Origin of the sequence: Motiliproteus coralliicola, assembly GCF_003345655.1 — a bacterium.
Classification (GTDB): domain Bacteria; phylum Pseudomonadota; class Gammaproteobacteria; order Pseudomonadales; family Balneatricaceae; genus Motiliproteus; species Motiliproteus coralliicola.
This window is the reverse complement of sequence record NZ_QQOH01000001.1, coordinates 366,414-385,384: the sequence shown is the minus strand read 5'-3', so window position 1 is coordinate 385,384 and position 18,971 is coordinate 366,414. Positions and strand designations below refer to the sequence as shown.

The window sequence follows — 18,971 nt, the reverse complement described above, 5'->3', positions numbered from 1 at the left end:
ATACAAAAAAGATGGCGTTGAAAATATTCATAACCCGATCATGGCGTCGATCGGGTTATGAAGTCAAAACTAATTTTCAGTGCTTTAGTCGCAAGTTGGCCAGCTATCAGTGGCTGATCATCTCGTCGTAGACCTGGCTGGCTTCGAGCCGGATCGGTACCGAATAGGAAGCAAAGGAGCGTTTAGCTTCACGGTAACTGTGAAACACCAACGGTTGGTGGCGATCGGTCGATTCCAGGGTATGACTGCGACCGTGGATGACTACTTCGGCGGTGTAGATATCGCCCTCGTGTGAAAGAATATTGACGGCGTCGACCGTACCGCTACGGGCCTGGCGCTCAAAGGCTTGAACATCCATTGGCTTATCCTCCGGAAAATGACTGATAAATCCCCTTCCTCGGTAGTTTCCAGTAGACCCGGGCGTTGCTGTTAAGTTCAAGCAAGACGGCGGTCTGGATTAACCGGTTTCAGCCAGTCATGGCAGCAGGAGCGGTATAATAAGAGGTTGTAACTACAGGAGAACCGAGATGCTGAATAGCGAATTTGGCAACGGCAAAAAGGTGAACCTGGTAACCGCCTTTGCCCTGTTTTGCCTGATGATGGGCTTCCTGTTTCTAATCGCCGCCACTCCGGGCAGCCAGACCCTGGCTGCATCAGCGTTACTGGCATTTGGTGCGCTGTGCCTGTCGGTTGGCTGGTTCTACAGTGAGCACCATCACCACCATCATCACCATCACTGACCGTTACCCCTTCAGAAAAAAGCCCCGGCATTCCGGGGCTTTTGAGTCGAGACGCCTGTAGCCTTAGCTCGCGTCGTTCTGCGCCTGTTCGACTTGTTGTTGCTCAAGTTTGGCTCGCTCAGCCTTGATAGCGGGATTGATAACCCCGGATTGCCGCTCTGCGCCCCTTCAGGAAGGCATTGCACGCCCTCGGACGAGTCAAAATCGTATATTCGATTCAACCCTTTTGGGTACGAAAACGTCCCTTTTTTGTCATATATCAATCCGTTCAATCGCCAACTCCCTGCTTGATTCAGATCATTCAGCTTGACCGGAATTAGGCCGAGCATTGATCGCAGTTTCCAGGTTTTCACGTTCATCCAGGGAGAGTTACATGGGTTACGGACTGGCTCATACCATTCATCTGATCTGCGCCATCCTGTTTATCGGGGTCGTGGCCTTTGAGGTTTTGATTATCGAAGGCATCCGCCCGCAAATTGCACCCCAAACCATGGGGCAGCTGGAGTTGTTAATCCAGAAGCGCGGTCGCCGCATCATGCCTTTTGTGGTGATCGCCCTGGTTCTCAGCGGATTAACGCTGGGCTATCACCATCGCGCCGTGCTGATGTCACCGTTATCGAGCAGTTTCGGCACCCTGCTGTCCATCAAGCTGCTGCTGGTGGTAGCAGTGCTGGTGCAGCTGGTCATGACCCTGCGTCGTTCGATCAAAGGCACGCTGGACTCCGGTCGCTTTAAGCTGGGCCACCGCGAGCTGCTGATCCAGATGTTTGTCATCGTCATTCTTGCCAAGGCGATGTTCTATGTGAGCTGGTGATTGCCGACAAAACTGAGCCATATCAAGAATCAACGGAGATAATCCGGACAAGAAGAAAATTATTAATGATAGGTATTCCCATTACCAATAGCATCGGTTTATCATTCGCAAGCTGATAAATCATTACTGTTGAAGGGGAATACCGTTGAAGAAGCAGAAGCTTTCGTTGGCGATTAGCGCAGCCATGCTGCTCAGTGCCACCGCCGCACAAGCCGGCCCGCAGGTTGAGGTGCTCGACAAGCGCGCACTGCCGGCAGGCTCTTTCCTGGCTTACACCGAATTCGAACTGTCCGGCGAACCGCTGGCTGAAAGCCTGGGCCTGGACCTGGACGTACTGGATCCGGATCAGGTTAACCAACCGACCGCGTTCGACTACAGCGCCGGTATCGAAAGCTACGAGTATTCCGAAGAGGCGATGTACGCCCTCAACTACCAGTCCCAGAGCGGCCCCCACCTGGCCAACGGCCCGCTGAACAAGCAGCGCGGTGGTGATCTGGGTGCACTGGGCCAGCGTTTTATGGAGCTGGCTGACTCGGTCAAGTACCCGGCCGAAGAGATTCCGCTGAACCTGTACCCGATCTCCCTGCCCTACCAGGCAGCCCTGCCGGAGTTTGCCGGTCCGGTGGATACCAGCGTCGTCAACGGCGATGAGGTCGAGCACCTGGACTCAAACGGTAAGGCCCGTACCCTGAACACTAAGATTCCGGCCTACTACCGCGATTACGCCAGCCTGGCATGGACCGACAGCCAGACCGAGAAGGTGATCAACCCGGCCGCTATCGGCGGTATCCTGCTGAAAGAAGTGATGTGGTCCCAGGACTTCCTCGGCGGCATGCACGTGATCGACAGCGATGAGGAGGTCGAAGCCTCGGCATCCACCCAAGATCAGGACGGTGTTCACGCGCTGGGCGTTTCCGCCGTTGACGGCATGAACGGCGTGATCCTGACCGAAATGTCGCTGGACAAGCTGCTGATCCTACAAGACCAGCTGGGCTTTGACGGCAACAAACTGGGCGCCGCCATCACCCCGGACTACGATCCGTCCAAGGGTGTGGTCTGGTTCCCCCATCAGGTCGCGGTCAGCGAAGGCACGGCCAACGGTGTTAAGGCGATCGATGGACTCAAAGTGACCGATGCCAGCTCCAGCCTGCGCGACACCTGGCTGCTGCTGTGGCCGGTCAGCGAATATTTCGCTTTCTCCGATCAGCGTGAAGCCAACAGCGGTCAGAACCCGGCTTTCGCCGCGGTATTTGACGGCGCGCCTTTCGCAGCCGCACCCAAGGCCAACGTCGATGCCGACATCAGCAACGATGTCAAAGCCGACGATGCCTTCTCGGTGGCGTCAAACCTGGCCGGGATGCTGTTTAAGAATCTGGATGCGCTGCACTTCAACCGTAGCGTCGGCACCCTGGTGGACAGCTACAACGGTAAGCAGAGCCAGCACGTTACCACCTACGACGCGGCCTACAGCCTGGTTGCCCTGTCGATCTTCCAACGCTCGCAGGACGCACTGCCGGTCGGTTACGCCTCCGCCGAGGGTGGCGATGTTGACCTGAAATCTGCTCAGGGTAAGCGTGCGCTGGAGATGATCCGCGCTCAGGCCAACTTTATCCTGGCCAACCTGATCGGCGATAACGGTCTGGCGATCGACGGCACTACCCTGGGTGGCAAGGCCGACCAAGGCCAGTCACTGGATGCGCAGTTCGCCGTGGTTCGTGGCCTGACCGCCGCCTTCCTGGCGACCGAAGACAGCCAATACCGCGATGCTGCCCGCAAGCTGTACCTGGCCGTCGACGAGCAGCTGTTCGACAAGGCAATCGACACCTGGGCACAGAAGCCGGGTCAAGCCACCGAGCACACGCCTTGGACCGCAGCGGCGATCTCCGCCGGTCTGCGTGAAGCGATGCTGCACCTGAAGAACGAAGAGGGTGAAAACGCCGCTGCACTGGAACTGGAAACCCTGGCCCAGCGCTACGTTAGCTGGTTCAAGGGCGTGATCAACGGCTCCAGCACCGACCAGGGCATGCAGCTGGCCGAATGGCTGGGCGACTCCGGTGAGCAGTACGTCGATGGCGAAGGTGAAGATATCGACGCCGACAATGTTCCCAAGGTGACCAGCAATAACACCGCCATGGTGATGGCCGCCAAGGTTCGGGTCAGCGCCAAGTAAGCGTCGATTCGACTCAACAATCAACCGCAAACGGCTACCTCCGGGTAGCCGTTTTTGTTTATTCCCTCTCCATTCTTGATCCAGATCCAGTCCGTTGAATTTCCGGATAAAAAGGCTGGACTTATTTGCAACAAAAGATAACCATTACCATTCACATTCTTAGTTATTGAATCCAGCCACGAGTATTTCGATGTCCCATACGGCCGTTGAGGCAACTCTGTCGGACACCCCGTCCGGTCAGTCGCTGATCAAACAATACTGGCTCAAACTGGCCTACCATCACCGGCTGGCCGAAAGCACCCTATACCTGCTGTTCGCCACCGGGCTGCCACTATGGAATATCTTCAGCCTACCCTGGGTCGGTGAACGCACGCTGCTGTTCGTCCATGTGCTGGCCGGCCTGATTCTGTTTCCGTTGGCGGTGGTGCCGTTCTGGCTCAGCCACCGTCGCCTGCTCGGTACCGCCAATGGCAATCCGCGCCACAATCCACGTAAGAAAAAGCTACGTAAAACCGGCCAGGTGATCGAGATCCTGCTACTGCTCAGCACCCTCAGCGGTGTTTATCTGTTGCTGCTGGGCAATCGCGGCGAATGGCTCGGTTGGGTCAACCATTACACCCACCTGATCACCGCGATCCCGATCGCCCTGCTGCTGTTTGTCCACGCTCTACGCTGGTCGGTACTGCGCTCCCTGTTTGGCCCGCTATTCAGCCTATTCAGCACTTCATCAAAATCCCTTTTCAATAAGTCGAACTGATCCACCGATGATTGACCGTTTCTCTAATGCCATGCGGGCCGTCGTCCTGGGCCTGGCCGCGCTATCCGTAACCACCCTGCCCAGTCAGGCGGCTCAAACCGGCGATACCGCGAAGCCGATCTCGAGTTCATCGATCGTCCAATCCGCCGACAAGCAGTTCCTGTTTACCGCCAATTTTGACGGCGGCAGTCTGACCCGTACCGCTATTGCCGATCCCAAGCTCCAGCAAGAGGTCAGTCTGGGGCGGGATCTGCGTCGGGTTGCCCTAAGTGATGATGGATCGGTGCTGGCCGTGACCTCTTACCTCGACAAACAGGTGCTACTGCTCGATCCGGACTCGTTGGAGCTGCAGCAGCGGGTGGCAACCGGTCGGCGCCCGTTTGCGGTGATCTACGACGGCCACAACCGCTGGTTCTGGGTTACCGAGTTCGAAGAAGCCAAGCTGATCGCCATCGACCACGACGGTGCAATCGTCAAACAGCTGGAGACCGCCGAAACCCCGCGCGGGCTGGCCATCACCGCCGATCAGCGCCTGCTGGTCACCCATGCGATGACGGGCCAACTGTCGATCTATGATCTCAAGGCCGAATCGCTGCCGTTGCTGAAGCGGATCGATCTGGCGGTGAAACAGGATCCGGACCAGTTCGTCTCCCAGGGATTGCCGCGGCTGCTGGATGATATCGCCATCAGCCCGGATGGTTCAGAAGCCTGGCTGCCCCATGTATTGTGGAACTTCGACCACCCGTTCCAGTTCCAGTCCACCGTGTTCCCGGCGGTGTCGGTGATCGACCTGACCCCGGGTGCCGAGCAGGAGAGAATCGACAACCGTAAAGAGCTGTTCCGGCAGATCAACATTATCGATAACGCCAACCGGACCCGCATCGTCAGCAACCCAGCCGACGCCGAGTTTTCCGCCGACGGCAAAAAACTGTTCGTGACCCTGGCCGCCAGTGAAGACCTGATGGTGGTCGACCTGTCGCGACGGGCCAAGAAGAACAAGAAGCGCAGCAAGCGCCGTAAAGGCAAGCAATCCCAAGGCGGCGCCCAGGTCACCCAGATCCTGCGGCACCTGCCCGGCGATAACCCCCGCGGCCTGCTGGTCGATGAGCGCACCCTCTATGTGCAGAACGCCATGAGTCAGGATGTCACCAGCCTGGATGCCGGTGGCAGCTCCAGCTTCGCCCGGGTCAAGCTCGACACCCACCCGCTGTTCCGCACCGTGGCCAAGGATCCGTACGATCGCAACCTGCGCAACGGCACCCGGCTGTTCCACAGCGCCAACACCAGCGAGTCACCGCAGACCCCGATCGCCGGCGATTTCTGGATGAGCTGCAGCAGCTGTCATCTGGACGGTTTCAACTTCACCAACCGGTTCCTGGTCGAAGGCCATTTCCAGGACAAGAAGGACAACGCCGTATCCGGCCATGCAAACCTGAAGACCATGCTCGCCAGCGCCACCGAATCCGACCTGATGCGACTGATCCGCGATACCCAGGGCGGCCTGGGCCACGACGACCGTGACGGCGCCATCGATATCGATCCCGACGCCAAAGCCGACGACCTGCCCGAGCAGGCGGTGCTGATGGCCAAACAGCTCAAGCGCTTTATCATGCGCCCCCACAACCTGCCCTATCTGTCGACCTGGTTGCGGGTCAATTTTGATAACCCCAATCGCAAACTGGTGCATCCGAAAGAGTGGACCAGCTCGGTCGCCTGCAGCCGCTGCCACAGCGACCTGTTCGACCAGTGGGTCGACTCCAACCACCGCCTGATGGGCGAGTCGAACCCCTACTACCGGGTGATGGAAGATGTCGCCGCTGCCGCCGAAGGAGAAGGTTTCCGACGCTGGTGCGTGGCTTGCCACTCACCCCAACGCCTGACCGCCGGCCTGCCGTTCCGCGGCGAAGAAAACCATATGTTTGAAAAAGGCGGCACCTCGATCAAACTGGCCTACGAGCAGGGCAAGACCGACCTCGACGAAGGCACCGGCTGCCTGTTCTGCCACCGCATCACCGAGATGGAAGATCCGGGCGGCAACGCGCCCTACACCGTCGATCTGAAAAACCGCGAGCAGTACGTGTTTGAGGAGAGCTCGATCGAGGCGGCCCGCTGGCTCGGCGACAAGCAGATCAACGCCAAACCCGAGGTCCACGCTGAATCGTACCTGCAGCCGTTCTACAAAGACGAGCGCTACTGCAAGGGCTGCCATAACGAATTTGCCCCCGGCTCCGGTGCCCTGATCGTCGATACCTGGGGCGAATGGGCCGAATCCTCATTCAATAATCCGGACGACCCCAGCAAGCACCGTGGCTGTATCGACTGCCATCTGGTCGGTGATATCAGCAAGATCGGTCAGAAGCAGCCGGGGCTGGCCACCGATGGTGGCGCGATTCAGGAGAATCTGGTCACCCACCAGTTCACCGGCGCCAACCATCACCTGGTCGGGCTACGCAACAAGGAACAGGAGCGGATGAGCCTGGAACTGCTGCGGACCTCGGCCGAGATCGAACAGCAGCTGGTCGACGGCGTGCTCGAGGTCGTGGTGCATAACCGCGGTGCCGGCCATGCGCTGCCGACCGGGGTGGCCGACTTCCGTCAATTCTGGCTCGAAGTCCGGGTTAGCGACGCCGAGGGTAACGAGATCTACCGCAGCGGTGTTGCCGATGACAAAGGTAACCTGCCCGACGACAGCCGCCTGTTTATGAAGGTGTTCGGGGATGCCGAGGGTAACCCGGTCAAGCTGCATTTCTGGCGCTTCGAGAAGATGCTCAGCGACACCCGGATTCCGGCCGACGGCTCGCGAACCGAACGCTTCGAGCTGCCCGATGCCAAAGGCCCGCTGACCATCAGGACCCGACTGCTGTACCGGATCTACCCGCAGTGGGTCACCGATGCGGTACGCCAGAAGGTGCCCGACCTGCCGGAGCCGCCGATCGTCGAGCTAAACCGGCTTGAAGAACGCTTTGACGGCTAGTAATTGCTACTGACCAACTCGATTTTGCTGATCCACCAGTGGCCGACAGTGCCTAAGGAACGACCATGAACTGCGCCTCTCCCTCCCAGACTGTTGCCGTACTGGGTGCCGGCCCCGCCGGACTGATGGCGGCCTGGGAACTGCAAAAAGCCGGCCTGTCGGTGGTGGTGATCGAGGCGGATGACAAGGTGGGCGGTCTGTGCGCCACCCACAGCCTGGAGGCCCAGGCCGGTACCTTCCGTTTCGACTTCGGTGGGCACCGCTTTATCACCCGCAACCCGGAGCTGCTGGAGTTTGTCGAGCAGCTGATGGGCGACGAGCTGCTGCACTCGCTGCGCAAAAGCGTGATCCGCTTCCAGGGCCGGACCTACGACTACCCGTTGGCGATTGGCGATCTGCTCAAGAACGCCCCCTTCTCGCTACTGGCCGGTGCTGCAAGCGATCTGCTGTTCAAGCTGCCGTTCACCACCCCGGTTACCGACCGCCAGAATGCGAGCTTCGAGGACTGGATCGAAAGCCGCTTCGGCACCACCCTGTACCGCAACTTCTTCGAGGGCTACACCGAAAAGCTCTGGGGTATCCCCCCGTCGCAGCTCTCGGCGGACTGGGCCGCCCAGCGGATCAGCCTGCTCGACCTCAAGGATGTGGCGCGACGATTGCTGCCCAAGCGTGATGCCACCCCGCGCACCTACGCCCGCAGCTATCGCTATCCCAAGTACGGTTTCGGTCGGATCTTTGAACGCCTGGCCGACAATCTACGCGACCAAGGGGTCGATATCCTGCTCAACCAACCGGTGAGTGGAGTGGTTCGGGAAGCAGGCCGCATCAAAGCGATCGAAACCGCCGCCGGCCAACGGATCGACTGCGACCAGGTGATCTCGACCCTGCCGCTGCCGGTGATGGCCGACTTCGTCGGTATCGACAACCAGTTGGGATTCAGGGCGCTGCGCTTCTTCAATATGCCGATGGCAACCGACAACATCTCCGACAATACCTGGCAGTATCTGTCGGATCCGGACATCCTGGCGACCCGGTTGCAGGAACCCAGACGACGCTCTCCGTTTATGTCGCCAGAAGGCTATAGCTCGGTGATGCTGGAGATCCCCTGCTTTGAAGATGACTCCACCTGGCGCTGTTCCGATGCTGAACTACTGCCACGGATTCAGAGCGATCTCTCCCGGCTCGGAGTTGATCCGAGTCTGGCCACCGGCGAATACGCCAGCACCCGGGCCCGGTATGCCTACCCGCTACTACGCTGCGGCTATCAGCAGGAACGTCAGCGGGTGGTCGGCGCGCTGAACCAGATCCCCAACCTGATCATGACCGGTCGCCAGGGGACCTTCCGCTACATCTTCACCGACACCGCCATGGAGATGGGCCAACTGGCCGCCCGCAGCCTGATCGAAGGCCAGGACCGCCGCGCAGAGATCTTCGATTTTCGCAACGAACCGACCGTGATAGAAACCCAAAGCGTCGCCTGATAAGCCGGCCCTATCTTAGCCAGCTTGATCCGTGACAGGAGCAAGACTAATGAAACTCTCTTTTCGCCCACTGTTGTTCGCCTGCCTGACTCTGCTGTGCATTCAACCGTTGTTGGTCGATACCGCCCAGGCCTATTCCTATGCCGCCAAAGGGCGGGAGCCGGTGATGGAAGGCTGGCTGGCGATCAGCCAGGCTCTGAGCAACGGCACCACCGATTCTGCCGAACAGGCGATGGAGGATCTGCGCGACGAGCTGACCTGGATGGAATCCGAGCGAAATGCGCCGCTGGTATGGCCGCTGGACCAGGCGATTCGCGAGCAGGATTTGCAGCTGGCTGCAGCCACCTTCACCGATGCCTTTATCAGCCTGATCGACCTGCGTCTGAGCGATGCTGCCGTCGAGCTGGACAACTATCAGCTGGCCAAGGTCAAGGTGGTCAAGAGTGGTCTGTTCCTGGATACCCTGATGAACGATCCCGATCTGCTGGGTCAACAGATAAAACCGCAGGATAAACTCGATGCCCGCCAGGCGCTGGACCGTTGTCTCGAAGCCCTGGGCAAACCCGGCCTGTTCGGCAGCGGTAAAACTCCAGCCAATCCCGAACTCTTCGAACAGGCTCACGCACGGCTGATCGAAATTCTGGCGCGATACCAGAATTAACCGGCTAACGCCGATGCCTCAGCGGCTGCACCCCATCTTCACAGTAACCCGGATCCTGGCCGGGCTACTGTTGCTTCTGCTTGGCCTCGAAACTGTCTGGTTGTTCAGCCAACCGGCACTACTGGGCCACGATGATGCCCTGTTTTTCGCCCGCGGTATCGAGCGCTTCAGCGTGCTGGAATTTTCTCCCCATTTTCCCGGCTACCCGGGGCTGATCCTGCTGGGACGGCTGGTTCAGCCTCTCTGTGATAGCCCGGTTGAAGCCCTGCTGTTGGTCAGCCGCCTATCGGTACTGCTGCTACCGCTGGTCGCGGCGGCGCTAGTCTATCGCCTCAGAGGCAACGTTTCCCTGGCGCTGGTGGGAGGGTTGCTCTGCGCCCTGCAACCCCTGCTGCTGGGGCTTGGCGCCATCGGTTTATCCGATGGTCCCGGCCTGCTCGCGTTGATGACTACGCTGCTGTGTTGGTTACACCAGCGCGATCGGCTGGCGGGGCTGTTACTGGCCCTGACACTTTGTATCCGACCCGGTTACGCGCCTTTGTTGATCGGCCCGCTACTCTGGCTGTGGTTCTATCGCCGCGGGGCGATCCAATTGCTGCTACTGCCGCTGTTTGGTATTGCAGCGGCGGCGCTGGGATTTGTCTACTGGCATGACGGCAACGCCTACTTTGCCGAGGGACTGCGTTTTATTCAGGGGCACTTTCAGATCTGGGGCAATACGGCGCTGAACGACCGATCAAACAGCTGGATCGATGCCGGGATCCGCCTGTTTCAACCGTCACCCTGGCTACCATTGTATTGGCCTCTGCTGTTAGGTGCCGCGCTGCCCTGGTGCTGGCGCCAGCGGCGCCAACCCAGCGGTCTGCTGATCGCCACGCTGTTGGCCGCACTGGCCTGGACCCTGCCGTTCCAGAACCCCGACAACCTGCGCCACCTCGCCGCCCCGGTTGTACTGAGTCTGCTGTTACTCTGTCTATGGACGGGCGATCTTAAGCCTCGTCCCAGACAAATCACCTTGGCGCTGCTGTTCTGCGCCAGCGCCCTGCTGAGCTTGCAACAGATAACCCTGGTCCCAATGCTACCTCCGGCTCAACAGGCGATAACGCAGTTACAACAGCAGCCTCTATCGGAGCCGTCAACGCCACTGCTGAGCAGTAACCGCGCGGTCAACCTGTTACGCCAACAGCTCCCCAAGTTCGCCGTCAATGACAGTTTTCTGCCCGGCAGCAGCGACCGCGTTCTGGCCCGAGGGGGCATGCGCCTGAGCGCCACAGCGCCCGAAACCGGCGGCGTCAGCGGGTACCAGTTGATCTCAACTTTTCCGGCTCGCTTTCCCGCCGAAACCAGCCTTTACCTCTTTTCCCGGCCTCAAAGCCCCCGCTAACCCGATTCTGCCGCTCTCCGAGCTCACATCATTTGGTCTAAGTCTAAAATTAGTCGATCGTACTCAAGCGGTTGAAATTACATCATTTTGTAAATTTCTAAGCTGTCTGTTCAATTATTTTCAACCGATATAGCTGCTAAACCATTGAATTGAAGTATTTCTTGCAATGAATCTTGGCAAATGTTGCTTGTAGAATTACTAATGCAGTTCAAGCTGGAGTACAAAGGAATGGCAAAAGGAACCGGCAGACGTATCGCCGAGGCTCGTGCAAAAGTAAAGCTGAATCAATCAGAACTCGCCCGAGCAATGGGCGTCACCCCCCAAGCCGTCCAACAGTGGGAAGAGGGCCTGACCAGCCCCCGTGGTAACCGTATCGGCAAGTTGGCGGAACTACTTCAAGTTACCCCCAGCTGGATTCAGTTCGGTACCGAACCCAGTCCGGGAAATGGTGCCAACGGTAATGGTATCAATGGGAGTTCCGCGGATCTGAAGCGTGCCGAGATCTACGAACTACTCAGTCTAATGAACGAGAAGCAACTGGATCAGATCAAGCAGCTGGCGATCAGTGTTCGTGATAATCCGAGTGATTAAACAACCCTCTTTTCACTATCGCCAGTCAAATCCAGCCCACCGCCCAGATACTCCGCTCTAGCACCGCAACCTCATGCCAACCCCTCTGATCAGGGCGGCCAGACCCAAAGAATCATCGGTACCGCCACCAGCACGATCAGGATCTCCAGCGGTAACCCCATCCGCCAGTAGTCACTGAACGCATACCCCCCAGGCCCCATCACCAGGGTATTGGACTGGTGGCCGATTGGGGTCAAGAATGCGCAGGAGGCTCCAACGGCAACGGCCATCAGCAACGGCTCCGGATTGATCCCCAACCCTGTCGCCACCCCCATCGCAATCGGCGCCATCACGATCGCCGTGGTGGCGTTGTTTATCACATCCGATAGAAACATCGTCACGACCAGGATGAGTCCCAGCGCCACCCAGAGCGGAAAATCGGCGGTCAGCCCCAGCAGTTGCGTCGCCAGCAGATCGGTCAGGCCGGTGTTCTCCAACGCCTGCCCCACCGGAATCATCGCCATCAGCAGTACGATAACCGGCCAGTCGACCGGTTCATACAGCTGCTGCGGAGTCAGGATCTTGAACAGCAGATAGACCAGAATCGCCAAACAGAAGGCCGCCGTCAGCGGTAGCACTCCGGCGACCCCAAGCCCAATCGCGGCCGCAAACACCAGCAACGCCAACGCCACCTGTTTCGGAAAGCCGAGCGACAGACTGCGCTCCGCCAGCGGCAGCATCCCCAGTTCCGACAACTGGGTGTTCAGGCTGGCAGCCCGCCCCTGCAGCAGCAGAATATCGCCGACCTGAAAGCTCTGTCGCCGCAGGCGTCGTTGGATCCGCTGCCCCTCTCGCGCCAAGCCGACCAGGGCCAAAGAGCTGCCGCTGATCCGGCGCAAGAAACTGACATCGCGCCCCTCCAGCATCGAGCCGCGCTGAATAATGCCCTCAGCCAGGGCCAGATCACCGCCGGTAATGCGCTCGAACTTACCGTCAGCGCTGGTGATCAGCTCCAGCTCATAGGCTTCCAGCAAGGCTTCGGTCTGGCTGGGATCGGCCTGCAGAATCAGGATATCCCCCTCTTGCAACTGATGCCCCGGTGGCAGGTCCATCGCTCGGCCACTGCGCTGGGCCAAACCAACAAGCTCGATCTCCCCCAGTTCGAGCGGCTCGATCGACTCGATCGCCTGACCAATCAAGCCCGAATCTTTGGGAATGATCACCTCGGTCAGATAACTCTCAATTTCGAACAGCTGCTCCGCCGGACTCTGCTGCATCCGTGCCTTGGGGATCAGTCGCCAGCCGATCAACGCCACAAACGACACCCCCAACAGTGCAATGCTGCCGCCCACCCAGGTAAAGTCGAACATCCCAAAAGCCTGCCCGACACTGTCGTTGCGGTAGGAGGCGATAATGATATTGGGCGGCGTACCGATGGAGGTCATCATGCCGCCGAGGATGCTGCCGAACGCCAACGGCATCAGCAGCATCGCCGGAGGCCGGCCCTGTTTTCTTGCCGTGGCCAGCGCTACCGGCAGCATTAACGCCAACGCGCCGACATTGTTCATAAAGGCCGACGCCACCGCGACCATGGCGGTCAACGAAAACACATGCAGCAGTGGATGTTCGGTAAACCCCAGCAGATGCTGAGTCATCACGTCCACCACCCCGGAGCGTTTTAAGCCTTCACTGAGGATCAGCACCGCAGCGACGGTTACCACCGCCGGATGCCCCGCCCCCAGAAACGCCTGTTCAGCCGGGGTCAGCCCGGTCAGGACACAAAGGCCCAACGCGATACCTGCCACCAGGTCATGGCGGATTTTTCCCCAGATAAATAAACCCAGGGTCAGCAGCACAATCGCGCTAATCTGATACTGCTCGGCAGTCATGGATCCCTCGCGTTAACAGTCAGCAGATCAATCGGTTACCGCAAAGCATAGTCGTTGTACGAGCACTCGGCACGATCACGAAAATCCCTAATTCGGCGCCGTTCTGCCACGAAATCCCCGCGATCCGGTTTGAGTCGAGTGCACGGGCCAAGTACACTTGGCCCTTTGCGTCATCCGTTCATCTGGCTCGTGCCCTCTCGTTATGCTCTGGCGTCCCCGCTCCATATACCAACTGGCATTACTTGGCTTTACCTTCGCCTTGGCTCCGCTGTGCCTGGCTATTTTCACATCGCTGCAAACCCTGAGCGAGCAATCCGTCCATGGCCAACAGTTGAGTCGGGAGTTGCTGGAAACAACCCGCTTGAGCCAATCGGTACAAGCGCAACTGGTCGACCTTGAAAGACTGTCACGCCAATACGCCACCCTCGGCGATAGTAGCCTGCTGCCCCTGTTTGATGAGATTGTGAAGCAGCTCGACGACGAACTAGATCGCCTGAAACAAAAGCCAACCCTGACGGAAGATCAACCCTCAAACGATGCCGCGCCTACATTGCTGAGTTATCTGGACTCGATTGAACAACAACTGGCGCTGATCAAAGCTGGCGTGCCGTTGATGAACGCCGAGCGTCCGCAAAGTTTTGAGGTCCTGGTGCAGTTCGATCAACTGAACGAAGACAACAACCAGCTACAGACCAAAGTGACCGAACGAATGGACCTGCTGTTGATGCAGCAGGTGCAAAGATTGGAGCACGTAGAGCAAACGCTGCGTAATCGAACCCTGCTATTGGCCCTGTTCACGCTGTTCTCGGCACTGCTGTTCAGTTACTGGATCAACAAACCGATGCGCCAGCTCAAACGCAAAATTCGAGCACTGGGTAACAAGGAGAGTGACTCTGTCAGGCCCGTCGGCGGCCCCCTGGAAGTGCGTGAGCTTGGTAGTCAGTTGGATTGGTTGAAACAGCGCCTGGAGCAGCTTGAAGAGCAGAAGCAACAGTTTCTAAGGCATATGTCGCACGAATTGAAGACACCGTTGGCCAGCCTGCGCGAAGGGGCAGACCTGATGGCTGAAGAAGTGGTCGGTCCCTTGGAACCAAACCAGCGCGAAGTTATCGAAATCATTCAACAGAACAGCTGGGAGCTGCAGCGCTTGATTGAAAACCTGCTCGACATGAGTCAGCTGGAGCAGCCGGCCACACTGGCAAGTGAGCCATTGGAGCTGGAACCATACGTTCAGGAACTGCTGATTCCTTATCAGATGCTGAGCAGACGTCGTCAATTGGATATCACCATTGAGGTTAATCATCCCCAGTACCGATGCGATCCAATCAAACTCAAGGGTGCACTGGACAATCTGTTTTCCAACGCCATTAACTACTGCAACGAACGGGGGCAGATCCTGATCCATTGCGATAAGGTAGACAACAACCTGATCATCGACGTGGCCAATAGCGGCCCTGTCATCCCCGCAACCGAACGGGAACAGATATTCAGGCCATTCTTCCAGGGTGGCGCCGATCGTGGCGGCCCGATCAAAGGCTCGGGGGTCGGCCTGAGCGTAGCCCGGGAATGTGTCGAAGCCCTCGGAGGACAACTCGCGGTCATTGAATATGGCGGCTGGAACTGTTGCTTCCGACTCAGCCTGCCGCTCGAGGAGAGCACACTATGACCCGGTTACTCCGCTACCTCGTGCCGTTGATGCTGCTGATCGGCGGCTGCCAGCCACTGCCAAAACTCGGCCTGGAGGACGCGCTGGCACCTGCCGATTCTCGCCCGGTGATTGTCTATACCCCCGCGGCGTTGACTTCCGAGTGGCTGCTGATTCTGGACCAGCAGCTCAAACTCACCCCCGAGCAGGCCAGCGAGGGGATACGTACCAGCGAGCCGCCGGTCAACGATACCCAACGTTTCAAACAGCTGCTGTTCCGCCAGCAGTTACAGCAGCGCGGTGGATGGGTCGTGGCCCGGGACCGGTTGCGTGAGCTGCTGGAAAACTACCGCGGCCACGAGGTCGAGCCGTTGCTGTCGATGCTGCTGGCCCACAACCAGGCCCTGATCAACCGCGATCAGCGGGAGCAACGCCTGAACCAGCAGTTGAGCGACCTGATCGAAGCCTACGAAACCGTGATTCGCCGCTATGATGAGTCGATCGCTGAAACCGAGCAGCTAAACGCCAAGATCGAAGCCCTCACCAATTTGGAGCGGCAACTCAATATCCGCCGTAGCAAGGACGCGACCAACGGTCCCGCTGCGACAGCTTCGCAACCGGTCGCAAGCCCAAGCCAACCACCCAAAGAGCTACCCACCAGGAAAGACGCCCCATGAGCAAAACCGCACCTCGACTTCTGCTGGTCGATGACGACAAGAGTCTGCTGCGGCTGTTGAAAATCAGGTTGCAGGGTAGCGGTTATCAGGTTGAGACCGCTGAGAACGGCAATCAGGCACTGCAACTGCTTGAAAAAACTGCGGTCGATGTGGTGGTCAGCGACCTGCGCATGGGCGATATCGACGGTATCGAACTGTTCGAGATGATTCAACAACAGCATACCGGCCTACCCGTCATTATCATCACCGCCCAGGGCTCGATTCAGGATGCTGTCGCCGCCACCCAGAAGGGGGTGTTCGGCTTTCTGACCAAGCCGGTTAACATCAAAGAACTGCTATTGCTGATCGACCGTGCCTTGGGGGTCAGCCCGATGAAGCCGAGTCAGCAGGCCGAAACCCAGTGGCGTGAACATCTCAAGTCGCGCAGCGGGGTTATGGAACAGCTGCTGACCACCACCGCCCAGATCGCCGGCACCGACGTCAGCGTGCTGATCAACGGTCAGAGCGGCACCGGTAAAGAACTGTTAGCCCAGGCGCTGCACCAGGCAAGCTCTCGCTCCAAGAAACCCTTCATCCCAATTAACTGCAGCGCGCTGCCCGAACCTCTGCTCGAGTCCGAACTTTTCGGTCATGTTAAAGGGGCGTTTTCTGGCGCGGTAGCCGATCACCAAGGGCTGTTCCGGGCCGCCGATGGCGGCACCCTGTTCCTGGATGAGATTGGCGATATGCCGTTGTCGCTGCAAGCCAAGCTACTGCGGGTACTGCAGGATCGACAGGTACGGCCGGTCGGCAGCACCCGTCTGTATCCGGTCAACGTACGCCTGGTTTCCGCCACCCACCGTGACCTGGATCAGATGATGGAGGACCACGAATTTCGTCAGGACCTCTACTACCGGATCAATGTGGTCAAGCTTGAAATACCGCCGCTGAATCAGCGCCCGGAGGATATCGCTCTGCTGGCCAACCACTTCTTGATCAAGGCCTGCGAACAAGCCAGCACCGAACAGAAGCAGTTTTCCCCCAACGCCCTGGAGCTGCTGATCGGCGCAAGGTGGCCGGGTAACGTACGCCAACTGGAAAACACCGTCCAGGAATTGATGGCGCTGACTCCCGGCCGTGTGATCGGCGCCAACCGGGTGCGACAGACCCTCTCTAACGAGATCGCCTATCTGCCCTCCTACAGCGAAGCCCGCCGTCAGTTTGAGCATGACTATCTGTCGAAACTGCTGCGCCTGACCAGCGGCAACGTGACCCAGGCCGCTCGACTGGCCCAGCGTAACCGCACCGACTTCTATAAGTTGCTGCAACGCCATGATCTCAAAGCCGAGCAGTTCAAGGGAGAGGAATAATTCGGCCTTGCCTTCGGGCGGCAATCTGCCGCCGACGCTTGAAATCCCTTTCTCTGCCACTACGCTGTCGCAATTCAGAGACATCGTAAACGACTGTTTTAAAACCCTTTTAGAAGAACCCACCAATACTGTCGCAATAAGCAGACGTTTCTGAATTTCTCTGTCCCGAAACCATCACAAAAAAAGCAATAAAAGCTTAAATATCAGAATATTACAAACCTGGCATGATTATCGCTATATCTAATTACCCATTGTAGATAGGAGGCGGAACATGTCGATTCATTTTCAGCTGGCCACCGAGCCTGCCAAGCGATTGCAGTACTTCAATATCCGGCAGTTTTGCTTTCGTAACGACCTAGGACTGTATTCGTTTGACGGTTCTGAAGATCAGTATGACAGGGAAGGCGAGATTTTACTGATTATGGAAGGCAATCAATGTATAGGCGGTGCTCGCCTGTCCGGCAGCCTGGATCCGGTACCTCTACCACTGGAGCATGAAGGGCTGAATATCCAGCAACTGTTTCCGAATATCAGCGGCACCGATACCCCCTATTGCCAGTGGACCCGTCTGGCCGTCCATCCAAGCAAGCGAACTCCTCAGTTGATGGCTGAAACCGCCAAAACGATGTTAGAGATTGCTCTTGTAAAGGGTTATCAATACAGTTTCTGTGTTTCCGGACGCTCCCAGGCTCGACTTTACAAGCGCCTGTACAACAATCTCGGCTACGACTACCGCATTATGGAGCAGATTGAAGTCCCGGAAGAGCCCGGTTTCAAAGGCCTTCCTCACCTGCTTTCCATCTGCGATCTGACCAGCGCTAGCGAGCAGCAGCTGGACATTCCCCGCGTTGCTTAAGGAACGGAAGCCTTCCAACGCAATCTATACCCACCCTTACTGACAGGGACGTCACCTTTCTCTTCGGTGATAGTCGATCTTTGAACACTGTCTCCTATCAGCGACAGTGCCTTGCGGGTGCAACTAAATAGTCACCCTGTTTATCGCCAGCTCTCTGCTGCACGGCTTTGTAGAGTCTAGATCTACCCTTGTGTTGCCCGATTCGCCCGTATCGAATCAAGCCACTTGCCAGTCGACCGGCACCGATAATAGATAACCCACGCCATAAACGGTTTTGATCAGCTTCGGTCGCTTGGGATCATCCTCGAGTTTTTTGCGAATTCTGGACATCCGCACATCGATACTGCGCTCGTAGGGAATCGAATCCCGACCTAGCAGATCCCCCATCAACCGGTCCCGATTGAGAATCTGCTGCGGCGCCTTCAACAGCACCATCAGCAACTCCGACTCGGCCGAGCTGAGGCGCTCGATATGGCCATCGCGACGAACCAGGGTCAGGGTAGCCGGATCAAAGCGCCAGTCACCAAACTCGGCGACCTTGGGAGTGGCGGTGGCTTCGGGTTGGCCGATCTGGTCCAACCGTCGGATCAGACTATTGACCCGGGCTACCAGTTCGCGCGGGTCGAACGGTTTGATCAGGTAATCATCAGCCCCCAACTCCAAGCCCAGCACCCGGTCCGGCAGGCTTCCGCGCCCGGTCACAATCATCACCCCGATCCGTTTCTGTTCACAGAGTTCACGAACCAGCGCCATGCCATCCATATCCGGCAAACCCAGATCGACGATGCAAAGCATCGGCGGCCGACGACGAATCGCCTGGCTGGCCTGCGCTCCGGTACGGAAGATCTCGGTTGTGAAACCGAAACTGTGCAGTTCGTTGCACACCATTTCGGCGATATCCCGTTCATCCTCGATCACATAGATCAACTTCTGGCTAGTCACCTTGGTTGTCATCCTCCAACTTGGTGCCGCTTTGGCCACCTACGGTAGCAGTTTTTCGGTTT

At 58.0% G+C, this 18,971-nt stretch carries 16 protein-coding genes; 13 read left to right on the top strand and 3 right to left on the bottom strand.

Annotated elements, in window-relative coordinates:
• Positions 1–106 precede the first annotated feature (106 nt).
• Entirely contained in the window at positions 107–358 is a 252-nt protein-coding gene (locus DV711_RS01840) for a DUF6482 family protein (protein ID WP_114693942.1), read from the bottom strand.
• A 169-nt stretch (positions 359–527) separates the two neighbouring features.
• On the opposite strand from DV711_RS01840, the gene DV711_RS01835 reads away from it, so the two are divergent.
• From DV711_RS01835 to DV711_RS01790, 9 genes are all read left to right on the top strand, one after another.
• A complete protein-coding gene (locus tag DV711_RS01835; RefSeq protein ID WP_114693941.1) occupies positions 528–740 on the top strand; it encodes a hypothetical protein in 213 nt (70 codons plus the stop codon).
• 373 nt (positions 741–1,113) lie between these two features.
• The gene (locus DV711_RS01825) at positions 1,114–1,554 is read left to right on the top strand and encodes a CopD family copper resistance protein (RefSeq protein ID WP_114693939.1); all 441 of its coding nucleotides are present in this window, start codon (positions 1,114–1,116) and stop codon (positions 1,552–1,554) included.
• Between the two features lie 145 nt (positions 1,555–1,699).
• Positions 1,700–3,724, top strand: coding sequence for a hypothetical protein (locus DV711_RS01820; protein ID WP_114693938.1), 2,025 nt, complete (start codon positions 1,700–1,702; stop codon positions 3,722–3,724).
• 190 nt (positions 3,725–3,914) lie between these two features.
• Positions 3,915–4,481: a hypothetical protein gene (locus DV711_RS01815; protein ID WP_207802513.1), complete on the top strand. Its 567-nt coding sequence runs from the start codon at positions 3,915–3,917 to the stop codon at positions 4,479–4,481.
• 7 nt (positions 4,482–4,488) lie between these two features.
• Positions 4,489–7,455, top strand: a complete 2,967-nt coding sequence (locus DV711_RS01810; RefSeq protein WP_114693937.1) for a YncE family protein — start codon at positions 4,489–4,491, stop codon at positions 7,453–7,455.
• A 65-nt stretch (positions 7,456–7,520) separates the two neighbouring features.
• On the top strand, positions 7,521–8,936 hold the full coding sequence (locus DV711_RS01805; protein WP_114693936.1) for an FAD-dependent oxidoreductase: 1,416 nt from the start codon (positions 7,521–7,523) through the stop codon (positions 8,934–8,936).
• A 49-nt stretch (positions 8,937–8,985) separates the two neighbouring features.
• Positions 8,986–9,597: a hypothetical protein gene (locus tag DV711_RS01800; RefSeq protein ID WP_114693935.1), complete on the top strand. Its 612-nt coding sequence runs from the start codon at positions 8,986–8,988 to the stop codon at positions 9,595–9,597.
• A 13-nt stretch (positions 9,598–9,610) separates the two neighbouring features.
• Entirely contained in the window at positions 9,611–10,981 is a 1,371-nt protein-coding gene (locus DV711_RS01795) for a hypothetical protein (protein WP_114693934.1), read from the top strand.
• A gap of 228 nt (positions 10,982–11,209) precedes the next feature.
• Positions 11,210–11,572 carry a helix-turn-helix domain-containing protein gene (locus DV711_RS01790; RefSeq protein WP_114694884.1) on the top strand — a complete coding sequence of 121 codons (363 nt, stop codon included), beginning with the start codon at positions 11,210–11,212 and terminating at the stop codon, positions 11,570–11,572.
• A gap of 89 nt (positions 11,573–11,661) precedes the next feature.
• Here the strand turns inward: DV711_RS01790 and DV711_RS01785 are convergent, their stop codons facing one another.
• The gene (locus DV711_RS01785) at positions 11,662–13,440 is read right to left on the bottom strand and encodes an SLC13 family permease (RefSeq protein WP_114693933.1); all 1,779 of its coding nucleotides are present in this window, start codon (positions 13,438–13,440) and stop codon (positions 11,662–11,664) included.
• 202 nt (positions 13,441–13,642) lie between these two features.
• Between DV711_RS01785 and DV711_RS01780 the strand changes: the two genes are divergently transcribed.
• The 4 genes from DV711_RS01780 to DV711_RS01765 all read left to right on the top strand — a co-directional run bounded on the left by DV711_RS01780 (position 13,643) and on the right by DV711_RS01765 (position 17,967).
• On the top strand, positions 13,643–15,106 hold the full coding sequence (locus tag DV711_RS01780) for a sensor histidine kinase (RefSeq protein WP_114693932.1): 1,464 nt from the start codon (positions 13,643–13,645) through the stop codon (positions 15,104–15,106).
• On the top strand, positions 15,103–15,762 hold the full coding sequence (locus DV711_RS01775; protein ID WP_114693931.1) for a hypothetical protein: 660 nt from the start codon (positions 15,103–15,105) through the stop codon (positions 15,760–15,762). The genes DV711_RS01780 and DV711_RS01775 overlap by 4 nt, the downstream gene beginning before the upstream one ends.
• Entirely contained in the window at positions 15,759–17,111 is a 1,353-nt protein-coding gene (locus DV711_RS01770; protein WP_114693930.1) for a sigma 54-interacting transcriptional regulator, read from the top strand. The genes DV711_RS01775 and DV711_RS01770 overlap by 4 nt, the downstream gene beginning before the upstream one ends.
• A 271-nt stretch (positions 17,112–17,382) precedes the next feature.
• Positions 17,383–17,967 (top strand): hypothetical protein, encoded by a 585-nt coding sequence (locus tag DV711_RS01765; protein ID WP_114693929.1) that lies wholly within the window; start codon positions 17,383–17,385, stop codon positions 17,965–17,967.
• 216 nt (positions 17,968–18,183) lie between these two features.
• Here the strand turns inward: DV711_RS01765 and DV711_RS01760 are convergent, their stop codons facing one another.
• A complete protein-coding gene (locus tag DV711_RS01760; RefSeq protein WP_243633711.1) occupies positions 18,184–18,909 on the bottom strand; it encodes a response regulator transcription factor in 726 nt (241 codons plus the stop codon).
• Positions 18,910–18,971: the final 62 nt, after the last annotated feature.

Coding starts and splice junctions, on each gene's coding strand:
- DV711_RS01835 (WP_114693941.1), top strand. CDS start 528: ATGCTGAATAGCGAATTTGGCAACGGCAAAAAGGTGAACCTGGTAACC.
- DV711_RS01800 (WP_114693935.1), top strand. CDS start 8,986: ATGAAACTCTCTTTTCGCCCACTGTTGTTCGCCTGCCTGACTCTGCTG.
- DV711_RS01785 (WP_114693933.1), bottom strand. CDS start 13,440: ATGACTGCCGAGCAGTATCAGATTAGCGCGATTGTGCTGCTGACCCTG.
- DV711_RS01825 (WP_114693939.1), top strand. CDS start 1,114: ATGGGTTACGGACTGGCTCATACCATTCATCTGATCTGCGCCATCCTG.
- DV711_RS01770 (WP_114693930.1), top strand. CDS start 15,759: ATGAGCAAAACCGCACCTCGACTTCTGCTGGTCGATGACGACAAGAGT.
- DV711_RS01805 (WP_114693936.1), top strand. CDS start 7,521: ATGAACTGCGCCTCTCCCTCCCAGACTGTTGCCGTACTGGGTGCCGGC.
- DV711_RS01810 (WP_114693937.1), top strand. CDS start 4,489: ATGATTGACCGTTTCTCTAATGCCATGCGGGCCGTCGTCCTGGGCCTG.
- DV711_RS01840 (WP_114693942.1), bottom strand. CDS start 358: ATGGATGTTCAAGCCTTTGAGCGCCAGGCCCGTAGCGGTACGGTCGAC.
- DV711_RS01780 (WP_114693932.1), top strand. CDS start 13,643: ATGCTCTGGCGTCCCCGCTCCATATACCAACTGGCATTACTTGGCTTT.
- DV711_RS01795 (WP_114693934.1), top strand. CDS start 9,611: ATGCCTCAGCGGCTGCACCCCATCTTCACAGTAACCCGGATCCTGGCC.
- DV711_RS01790 (WP_114694884.1), top strand. CDS start 11,210: ATGGCAAAAGGAACCGGCAGACGTATCGCCGAGGCTCGTGCAAAAGTA.
- DV711_RS01765 (WP_114693929.1), top strand. CDS start 17,383: ATGTCGATTCATTTTCAGCTGGCCACCGAGCCTGCCAAGCGATTGCAG.
- DV711_RS01775 (WP_114693931.1), top strand. CDS start 15,103: ATGACCCGGTTACTCCGCTACCTCGTGCCGTTGATGCTGCTGATCGGC.
- DV711_RS01815 (WP_207802513.1), top strand. CDS start 3,915: ATGTCCCATACGGCCGTTGAGGCAACTCTGTCGGACACCCCGTCCGGT.